The 9,061-nt window shown below is 42.4% G+C and carries 8 protein-coding genes; 5 read left to right on the top strand and 3 right to left on the bottom strand.

Features of this window, described 5'->3' with window-relative positions; all coding sequences use genetic code 11:
* The coding region (locus ACRBG0_RS26845) for an NADPH-dependent FMN reductase (protein WP_431489912.1) at window positions 1–528 on the bottom strand (528 nt) is incomplete at its 3' end.
* A 146-nt stretch (window positions 529–674) separates the two neighbouring features.
* Here ACRBG0_RS26845 and truA point away from each other — a divergent pair.
* Window positions 675–1,421, top strand: a complete 747-nt coding sequence (truA, locus tag ACRBG0_RS26840) for a tRNA pseudouridine(38-40) synthase TruA (protein WP_431489911.1) — start codon at window positions 675–677, stop codon at window positions 1,419–1,421.
* A 414-nt stretch (window positions 1,422–1,835) separates the two neighbouring features.
* Window positions 1,836–4,265 carry a TonB-dependent receptor domain-containing protein gene (locus ACRBG0_RS26835; RefSeq protein ID WP_431489910.1) on the top strand — a complete coding sequence of 810 codons (2,430 nt, stop codon included), beginning with the start codon at window positions 1,836–1,838 and terminating at the stop codon, window positions 4,263–4,265.
* A 132-nt stretch (window positions 4,266–4,397) separates the two neighbouring features.
* Here the strand turns inward: ACRBG0_RS26835 and ACRBG0_RS26830 are convergent, their stop codons facing one another.
* Window positions 4,398–5,102 carry an NUDIX hydrolase gene (locus tag ACRBG0_RS26830; RefSeq protein WP_431489909.1) on the bottom strand — a complete coding sequence of 235 codons (705 nt, stop codon included), beginning with the start codon at window positions 5,100–5,102 and terminating at the stop codon, window positions 4,398–4,400.
* Window positions 5,103–5,226: 124 nt separating this feature from the next.
* Between ACRBG0_RS26830 and ACRBG0_RS26825 the strand changes: the two genes are divergently transcribed.
* Genes ACRBG0_RS26825 through ACRBG0_RS26815 form a run of 3 tightly spaced genes read left to right on the top strand, consistent with a single transcriptional unit; the run spans window position 5,227 to window position 8,346 of the window.
* Window positions 5,227–7,161, top strand: coding sequence for a formylglycine-generating enzyme family protein (locus ACRBG0_RS26825; RefSeq protein WP_431489908.1), 1,935 nt, complete (start codon window positions 5,227–5,229; stop codon window positions 7,159–7,161).
* Complete coding sequence (locus tag ACRBG0_RS26820) at window positions 7,162–7,725, top strand: RNA polymerase sigma factor (RefSeq protein ID WP_431489907.1); 564 nt, start codon at window positions 7,162–7,164, stop codon at window positions 7,723–7,725.
* A 21-nt stretch (window positions 7,726–7,746) separates the two neighbouring features.
* The gene (locus ACRBG0_RS26815) at window positions 7,747–8,346 is read left to right on the top strand and encodes a hypothetical protein (RefSeq protein ID WP_431489906.1); all 600 of its coding nucleotides are present in this window, start codon (window positions 7,747–7,749) and stop codon (window positions 8,344–8,346) included.
* Between the two features lie 75 nt (window positions 8,347–8,421).
* Here the strand turns inward: ACRBG0_RS26815 and ACRBG0_RS26810 are convergent, their stop codons facing one another.
* Window positions 8,422–8,694 (bottom strand): hypothetical protein, encoded by a 273-nt coding sequence (locus ACRBG0_RS26810; protein ID WP_156825913.1) that lies wholly within the window; start codon window positions 8,692–8,694, stop codon window positions 8,422–8,424.
* Window positions 8,695–9,061: the final 367 nt, after the last annotated feature.

The following is a 9,061-nucleotide window of genomic DNA, read 5'->3' as shown; positions in this document are numbered from 1 at the left end:
AAAGGCCGCCAACTGTGCCCTGAATTCATTATCAAGTTCAGCGTTAATGATTCCTTTGTCTGCATTAAAGTTTTTTCCAAAAGAGGGTAGCGAAAAACCAGCAAGAACATTGCTGTTCATAAACTTGAATTTATTGAGTGCAATATCCAGTACTGTTTGCCCCCCACGACCGCCCGGAGAAGTAGCTAATAATAGCATAGGTTTATTGCCCCATACATCTTTTTCTATGCGAGAAATCCAGTCAAAAATATTCTTAAAAGCAGTGGTATAGGCTCCGTTGTGTTCGGCAAAGGAAATGATGATACCGTCACTATCACGAAGGTGAGCTTTAAATTGAAGTGCTTTCGCAGGAACCCCCTTTTCCTTTTCTCGGTCAATACTGTAAATAGGCATTTCAAAATCATTCAGATCAAGGAGATTTACCGCTGCATTCTCTATTTGCTGAGCTGCAAAAAACGCCAACTGCTGGTTGATGGAATGTTTGCTATTACTGGCGCCAAACGCCACTATCTTGGGTTGATGATTCATGAATAGTTATTAATGAAAAAACAATGTTGATACATCTATTAAGCAAACAGTATTGTTCTGAAAAGAGTTTTGCGATTATTTGACTTGTCCTAAGCCGGACTCCTTACCTTTGTCATTTATTCCTTAAAGCAACCGTCCTAAATATTATGCGTTACTTCCTGCAGCTTTCTTATGATGGTACCGATTATCGCGGCTGGCAGCGCCAGGACGGCGTAGTCAGTGTGCAGGAGACCCTGGAGGATGCCATGCGTAAGGTTTTAAAAATTCCGATAAATATTATTGGTTGCGGGCGTACGGATGCTGGAGTACATGCTAGTAATTATATTGCTCATTTTGATGGCGATATAAGTATGACACCTCGATTGCTAACCAATTTAAATTATGCTTTGCCGGAGAGTATTGCTGTACATCAATATATGGAAGCAGAAGCCAGTTGGCATGCTCGATTTAGCGCTACAGAGCGAAAGTATATTTACCGGATACACACTAATAAAAATCCCTTTCTTAGTCGATTTAGCACTTGCTTTTCTTGTGAACCCAAAGACTTAGACTGGAAAAGTATGGAGGCTGCACTAGAGGTTTTGCTTCGTTATGAAGAGTTTAAAAGCCTTTGTAAGGCTCCTGATCGCCATAAGACCACTAATTGCACCATTACCTCTGTAGCTCTACATGGTACAGGGACGGATCAATTTTCTTTCCACATTTCTGCCAATCGTTTTTTAAGAGGAATGATTCGTATTATCGTTGCACAACTCCTTGATGTAGGTGTGGGAAAAGAGAGTGTAGCTGACTTTGAAAGTCGGTTGGCAAGAAGTGAACGCCCTCGTTACTTCAAATTGGCTCCACCAGAAGGTTTAAGTCTGGTGGAAATCAAGTACCCGTTACCAACGTAAAGTTTTTTTTATTAAAAATAAATATTTTTTGTTTTTAAAATAATTTTCCTTTACCTTTACGCTGTAATCAAAGGGAGTGACGTCCATAAGATTACTCAGAGGAAAATTCCCTCGTTTGTCGACGAGAATAAATCAGTGTTTTTTTGCGTATTGCTTGGCTGTTTCTCTTCCAGAGAGCAGATGTAGACGCACGTCTCATTGTGGTCATTAGGCTAGGGGCGGTTTTGGCGACCTGGCTGAGGGTGGGCCCTCCACTTGGGGCTCTTGTACCCACTCCATACCTCTTTATATTTTCTCCCAATGCAAATCTATGGCTACTCATCTCTTTCTGGTGGCGACTCGTCGATTTACACTGTTAACCCAACAACATTCCACCGATATTGTGGTCATTGTTATAAAATCACACCGACAGTTATGAAAAATATGATTACTCTTTTGCTGTTAGCCATGGGCTTTCTTGCACAATCGCAATCAGCGAGTATCAAAGGCCAATTGCAAGATCCTGATGGAGAAGCCGTTGTTTTCGCTAATGTAGCCCTCTATAATTCTACTGATAGCACCTTGGTAAAAGTGGAAACTACTGATGAAGCAGGAGTTTTTAGAATCCAGGGCTTGTCTCCTGGATCCTTTAACCTTTCTGCTACTTACGTAGGTGCAGCCGATCTTTGGCAGAATGAAATAGCACTGAGCGATGGACAACAGCTTGACTTGGAGATACTACAGTTTACTTCTACTTCCGTAGAACTAGAAGAGGCCACGGTCACAGCAACAAGAGCCCTGGTTGAAGTTAAGCCAGATCGCACCGTTTTTAATGTTCAGGGTACCATTAATAGTACAGGAGCTGATGCGATTTCTCTCTTGCGTAAAGCACCAGGAGTTACAGTCGATAATAATGATAATATCAGTGTTTTGGGAAGAGCTGGCGTACTTTTATATGTAGATGGGAAGCGCCTCCCGCTCACTGGCCAGGATCTTACTTCTTATCTGCAAAATTTGCAAGCAGATCAGATTGATCATATCGATATTATTTCTAATCCAGGTGCTAAATACGAAGCAGAAGGTAATGCAGGAATTATCGATATCCGTTTGAAGAAAGACAAAAACCTGGGAAGTAATGGATCAATTAGCGGAACATACAGCCAAGGCCAATACGCACGTATGAATGGAAGCGCCAGCGGTAACTATCGTAATAAGTGGATGAACTTATTTGCAACGGCAGGAATTAACGACGGAGAAGTCTTCAATGATATGGACTTCTTTAGCACGCAGAACGGTATTCAGCTTGATGAAACGAACCGCATGCGTAATAGTTGGCAAGGGCTGAATGCTCGCCTTGGAACCGATTTTTTTATTAATGATCAGCATACCATTGGCTTTCTGGTCAGTGTAAATGATTTCTCTGGGGAGCATAGAGGGTATAATCGCATTGCCATCGCAAACTTGGAAACACCAAATTCAATTGATAGCATTCTTGTCTCTGATAATATTTCAATGGATACCCGCCAGCAACAGACCTACAATATCAACTACCGTTATGACAATCGCAAAGGGCGCACTATCAACTTAGATGTAGATTACGGTAACTATGATAACGATAGCGACCGCTCTCAACCTAATCGTTACTATGATGCACAAGAACAAGAACTACTTACAGAAGTTATCAACGCTTTTAATACACCGACCCAGATTGATATCTATACCGCTAAACTTGATTATGAGGAGGATGTTCTTGGTGGGAAACTTGGCCTAGGTACTAAATTGAGTCAGGTTTCATCGGACAATACTTTCTTGGTATTCGATATTCAGAATGGCGTTTCTGTGAGGGATGATCAATCTTCTAATATTTTCGACTACCGCGAAAATGTCTACGCAGGCTATGTCAGCTTTACACGACCAATTAACGAGAAGTGGAATTTCTCGGCAGGCTTGCGGGCAGAGCAAACGGATGCGGAAGGTAACCTCCAGCCTTTCGATGAAGATTTACAAGAGCCTCCAGTAATCCTTAACTACTTAAGCTGGTTTCCTAATGCAGGCCTAACTTGGCAGGTAGCTCCAACGCATAGCCTCTCGCTTAACTATGGCCGCCGGATCAACCGTCCCGACTACAATGTACTCAATCCTTTCAATAATCAGTTAAGCCAGTTGTCTTACGAAAAAGGCAACCCTTTCCTGCAACCCGAAATTGTTAACAATGTAGAATTAAGCTATACCCTCAAGTATCGCTATAATTTCAAGGTGGGTTACAGCAGAACGATCGACCAAATTACACGTCTCATTGCTCCGGATGAAGAGGATGACCGCGCGAATTTTATTTCTTGGGAAAATCTGGCTGATCAGACGATCTACAGCATGAATATTAGCGCTCCTTTTCAGGTAATGGAAGGTTGGAACTCTTACGTCAATCTTAGTGCTTCTCATCTAAATAATCAGGCCGATTACGGTGATGGGGCTATCGTAGATGTGCAAGTATTCACTTACTCTATTTATCAACAGCAAACCATTGATCTACCCGGCGGTTTCAAAGGAGAAGTTTCCGGTTATTATTCTGGTCCTGGAGTTTGGGGTGGCGTTTTCAAATATGAATCCAGCTGGAGTTTGGACTTAGGGCTGCAGAAGAAATTCCTCAATGACCAACTCAATGTGCGTCTTAGCGCCAGTGACCTTTTCTATGAAACAGGTTGGGATGGTGTCTCCGAATTCAATGGCTTGATATCATCCGGTGGAGGTAACTGGGATAGCCGTCGTGTCAGCTTGAGTATGAGCTATAATTTTGGTAACCAAAATGTAAAATCACGCCGTCGTAACACAGGTCTGGAAGATGAAGCCAAGCGTTTAGGCAACTAATAGCATCTACTTGTAATAGTTTTCTTTAGAAAGTCTAGTCTACGGAGATTGTTTCAAAATAGAAAAAAGTAGCGTGAGGTTTGCTATGAAAAATGACTAATTGTAGTCCTTCATAGCAAGCCTCAACTTGTTTTATAGAATAAAATCAACTCCTTCCTTTACCATCTTTTGATAATTTTCAGTATTAAACTGGTATAAAAAGGCCCCCTTTCGTGATCCAGATTTGTCCTTTTTGTCTAGTTTGTCTAATAGTCCCATTGAAAGGATTTTTTTGCGAAAATTGCGGCGGTCTAGCTCTTTTTGATAAATGGCCTCGTAGAGGAGTTGTAGTTGTGGGATGGTAAATTTTTCTGGCAATAATTCAAAGCCAATAGGGCTGTACCTCGCCTTGGTGCGTAGCTTATCCAAGGCATCTTGTACCATTATGTTGTGGTCAAGCATCAAGGAGGGGATATCCTTTAAGTCAAACCATCGTGCCTGATGAGTTTCAACCTTGTTAAGTGCTTCGTCTTCCAGATGAATCAATGAAAAATAAGCCTGAGATATTACCCTCGCTCCGGGGTCACGCTCCGGGTCACTGTATAGGGCTAGTGGGTCTAAAAAAATATTTTCCAACCCGGTATGCTCTTGAAGTACCCTTGTTGCTGCATCGGAAGTACTCTCTTGTTCTTGAACAAAGCTACCAATGACTGACCAGGCACCTAAAAAGGGCGCTATTTTTCGCTTGAAAAGCAGTAGCTGTAGTGTTGATTGGTTAAACCCTAAAATGATACAATCTACCGCCACTAATATAGGTTTGGCGTGGCTATAGTATCGCTTCTTATGTAAAAAATCCATAATTATAGGAAGGTAGTTGTAAGACTCAAAGGTAAGCGTTTGTTTTACACTTGTAAATTAGTGGAGCTAATTTTGAACGTTGAAGTACTAGGGGTGTACTTAGGAGCAAATAATACAGAACACCATGCGTATTTTGCTCCTTTTGTCGCTGATTGCCCTGTTCTTATATCCAGGTAATGCAGCAACTCCTGAACCTATAAAGCCACTATCGAAGGTCATTCGTTCTCTTGATTATTACCAGCAACAAGCTCAGCTTTGGCTATTGGAAACGCAGCAGCATCCACAAGAAGAAAATGCTTGGTTGAATTACTATACTGCTGCTCGAAATACCAATGTGCTACAAGGGTATGCAGCCTTTGATCTAGCTGATATTCTCACAGAAGTAAAGAAAAATATTCCTACCTCCTTCGAAGCCCATTATCTTACCTATTGGCAAAGCGACCTCTTCGACAGGAATTACGAAGCCTTACTAAAGGCGCATGAACTTGCACCGGAACGGTTGGAAATAGCGCACGACTTGATTCACTATTACGAATTGAAAGGTGACCTGGCCAACTATGTTTATTGGTGTGAAAGGTATTTAAATACTGGCGAATTAAGTCCAGGGATATTGACGTGGAATTATAATGCACTCGCCTCTGTTCGAAGCAATGGCGTTTTGATCACCCAAGGGGATAACGATACTTACCCTGCTTGGGTATTGCAGGCCGTAAAAGGGGTTCGCAGAGATGTTCGAATTATCAACCTTTATCTTCTTTTGGCTGAAAAGGATTACCGAAGTAGGATTTTTGCTGAGTTGCAAGTACCTGATACTTTTGAACGACCACAAGAAGCTCCTGTCAATGCCCAGTTGGAGCTTCTGCTTCGCCACCTGTTACAGTATTGTGCCCGTCCGGTACATTTGGGTATTGCTACTCCCGCTGAGCAACGGGTTGCTTTTGATAGTCAGCTTTACCTCACAGGGTTAGCTTTTGAGTACAGCCAGCAGTACTTGGATAATGTTCGCCTGTTACGTCAAAATTTCGAAAACGATTTCTTGACAGAATATCTAGGGAACCCGCTTTATTATGACCCGTCTCAGTCTGTGGTTGATCACATGAATATGAATTACATTCCAGCGCTGGCAATCCTTCATGACATGTATGGTAAGGAAGGCGCTAAAAAGGAAGCTGAAGATATTGCTGATTTGGCACTACATATAGCTGATCGAGCCGATAAAACTCATGAGGTAGCAGGAATTTTTCGACAAGAAATAAAGACAGTTTCAGCCACTACAAATATGGATTTACGTGCGCTGGACAAGGAAATGTATCCGGTAGAAGGATCACTGTACGCTTCTTCTTTCGAAGTCAGCAACGCTCAGTACCGTGCGTTTTTACAAGATTTATTAGAAGCTAATCAATTTGAATTATTAACTGTTTGTAAAACAGAGACCGTTGATTGGCTGTCTCTTTTACCAGAAGCGTACCAGCAATTGCCGGCGACAGTGCTTTTCAATATGGGCGGTAGCCCAAATGAAGGAAATCACCCGATCACTAATATTTCCCACGAGGCAGCAATAGCTTACTGCGATTGGCTCACGGAAGTTTACAATGCTTCTGACCACCGTCGTAAGCGTTTCCAAGAGGTTCGCTTTCGTTTACCAACTGTCAATGAATGGGAACAAGCCGCTAGGGGAGGGGCAACCTACGAAGCTCCTTACCCTTGGGGCGGCCCTTACTTTCGGAACGCCAAAGGCTGCTACCTTTCCAATTTTAACCCTTATTTGGTAAGTTTAAGTGAGGAAGAACCGTTATTTGGGCCATCTGCTGAAAAGCCAGAGTCACCTGGAGAAGATGGATCATATTTCCCCGCTCCGGTGGATGCGTATTTCCCAAATAACTTTAACCTGTATAATATAAGTGGGAATGTTGCTGAAATGACCCAGACGCCTAATACGACTAAAGGTGGAGGTTGGCTAGATCCCTCGTATTATACTCAAATCGGGGTTAGTCAAACGGTATCATTGCCAAATCCTAATACAGGTTTTCGCATTTTCATGGAAGTGATCAAAGAATAGGTGTTTAAGAATTATTCCAAATGGCCGGATGAAAAGCTGATGAGAGAGGTCCAGAAAGGCCGAGAGGCAGCTTTTAACGTACTGTACAAACGGTATGGCACCAAGCTGTATACCTATTTCTGGCGCGCTCTGGCACAAGAGAAAGAGGTAGCCGAAGATTTTACACAGCAGCTTTTTCTAAAACTTATTGAGCGGCGTGAATCCTACGATACACGCCGCACTTTTAGTGCCTGGCTATTTACCATTGCGGCCAATATGGTGAAAAATGAATACCGTAGACGGAGTCGACTGGCGAAAAATGTAACTCGGTATTCCACTGGAGATGATGCGTTTGAAATACCCTCGCTAGGGGGGCTGGATGTTGATTATCAACAGGCACAACTAAGCAAAGCAATGAATCAGTTGGCAGAGAAACACCGTCAGGTATTCCTACTTCGCTACCAGGAAGAGATGAGTATCAAAGCAATAAGTGAGGTGGTCGGTTGCCCGGAAGGTACCGTGAAATCCAGATTGTACTATGCCGTGAAGTACTTGGCAAAGCAATTGGAAAACATCCGTTATTAACCTCCGCAGAAACAGAAGAAAATGGAAAATTTTGAAAGACTGGAAAGGTTGTTGTTAAATAAATCCTATCAAGAACTCACGCGTTCGGAGGCAGGCTGGATGGCTAGCCAGGGCATAGATCGAGAGGCGTTTAACCAGCAAAGAGAAGTACTGCGCTCGATGAAAAACAACTTCTCCGGGAGAGGCCCACTAGCGCCCTCTTCTGATATTTTTAGAGAAGCTTTATCTGTTCAACGTAAGATAGGGGTGCAGAGTCGTAAAAGGATTTGGCTAGTTGGGGCAGCAATGATTGCCATTGGTTGTTTTATTGGGCGCTGGTCAGCTACAGTACAAGATACTATCGTATTAGGGGAAGTACATGAGGTACCAGTCAGCAAGATTGTCAGAGACACCATTTTTGTTAATCAAATACGTGAAATACAGAGCGACCCCAAAATCATCTATCGTGATCGTGTCCAGAAAGATACGGTTTACATTTCCGTGCCAATAGCCAATAATACAACAGCAGAAGAGTTGACTCGTGATGTATTATCAGTGACTTCTGTTAACGATTTACCGGAGTTGTCACGGAATGCCAGAGATACAGAAGCCTTGTTGAAAATATTGGTACAGGTATACTAAAAAAGCCTTCCGGGGAGGGAAGGCTTTCAATTTTCTATTTGGTTAAGCAGGTATTTCAATTGATACCTGAGGGGGTTACCGGAGTTGGAATCGCTGAATCGTTTGGCGGTTGACTTGAGGGTGCGATACCAAATCGACGTTCAGCGTGCAGTTTTCGTAATTTAAGGCGTAACTTTCGCGAACGGCGTTACCCATTCGGGAGTTACTGATTGGCTTGAGGCCCAAAAAATGTCCCGCCTCATCAGCGAAACTGGTCATTAAATCTTTAACGGCATTGAGCGCATTACCGCTCGTGTTTTGGTTGATTAGTCCTGCCGTCAGTGCAAGTTTTATTTTACGGGTATTCATGGTCAGATGGTTCAATGGGGGGTGTTGGGTATCAATGTTTGGTAATGAAACTCAGATTCCTACTTTTATGTTGTCTGGAAAGATTTAAAGCTTTGTTAAAATTTCTTAATAACATTAAAAAGAGGAATCATTGTCGTCTCTGTACCTATTTACGAGGTAATTACCTTTAATGGATGTCGGTCTCTAAAATTTTATTTTCCACTATCGGTAATTTGTTTGCTGTCACAATTTAATACCCTTGAAACCAAGAACGTTACCCTAATCGCTGAACGGTCATTTTTACTGGATGAACCGGGCTTTTTTAGGTGTAATAGTTGGGTCGGTGTAAAGGTGTAAAAGTTATTTCCCTTACACCCTTACACCCTTA

The sequence above is a fragment of the Lewinella sp. genome, assembly GCF_050633125.1.
In the GTDB taxonomy this organism is placed as follows: domain Bacteria; phylum Bacteroidota; class Bacteroidia; order Chitinophagales; family Saprospiraceae; genus Lewinella.
This window is presented reverse-complemented; position numbering and strand designations above follow the sequence as displayed.

Excerpts from the sequence above, each read along its gene's own strand:
- truA (WP_431489911.1), top strand. The coding sequence starts at position 675 with ATGCGTTACTTCCTGCAGCTTTCTTATGATGGTACCGATTATCGCGGC.
- ACRBG0_RS26835 (WP_431489910.1), top strand. The coding sequence starts at position 1,836 with ATGAAAAATATGATTACTCTTTTGCTGTTAGCCATGGGCTTTCTTGCA.
- ACRBG0_RS26830 (WP_431489909.1), bottom strand. The coding sequence starts at position 5,102 with ATGGATTTTTTACATAAGAAGCGATACTATAGCCACGCCAAACCTATA.
- ACRBG0_RS26825 (WP_431489908.1), top strand. The coding sequence starts at position 5,227 with ATGCGTATTTTGCTCCTTTTGTCGCTGATTGCCCTGTTCTTATATCCA.
- ACRBG0_RS26815 (WP_431489906.1), top strand. The coding sequence starts at position 7,747 with ATGGAAAATTTTGAAAGACTGGAAAGGTTGTTGTTAAATAAATCCTAT.
- ACRBG0_RS26810 (WP_156825913.1), bottom strand. The coding sequence starts at position 8,694 with ATGAATACCCGTAAAATAAAACTTGCACTGACGGCAGGACTAATCAAC.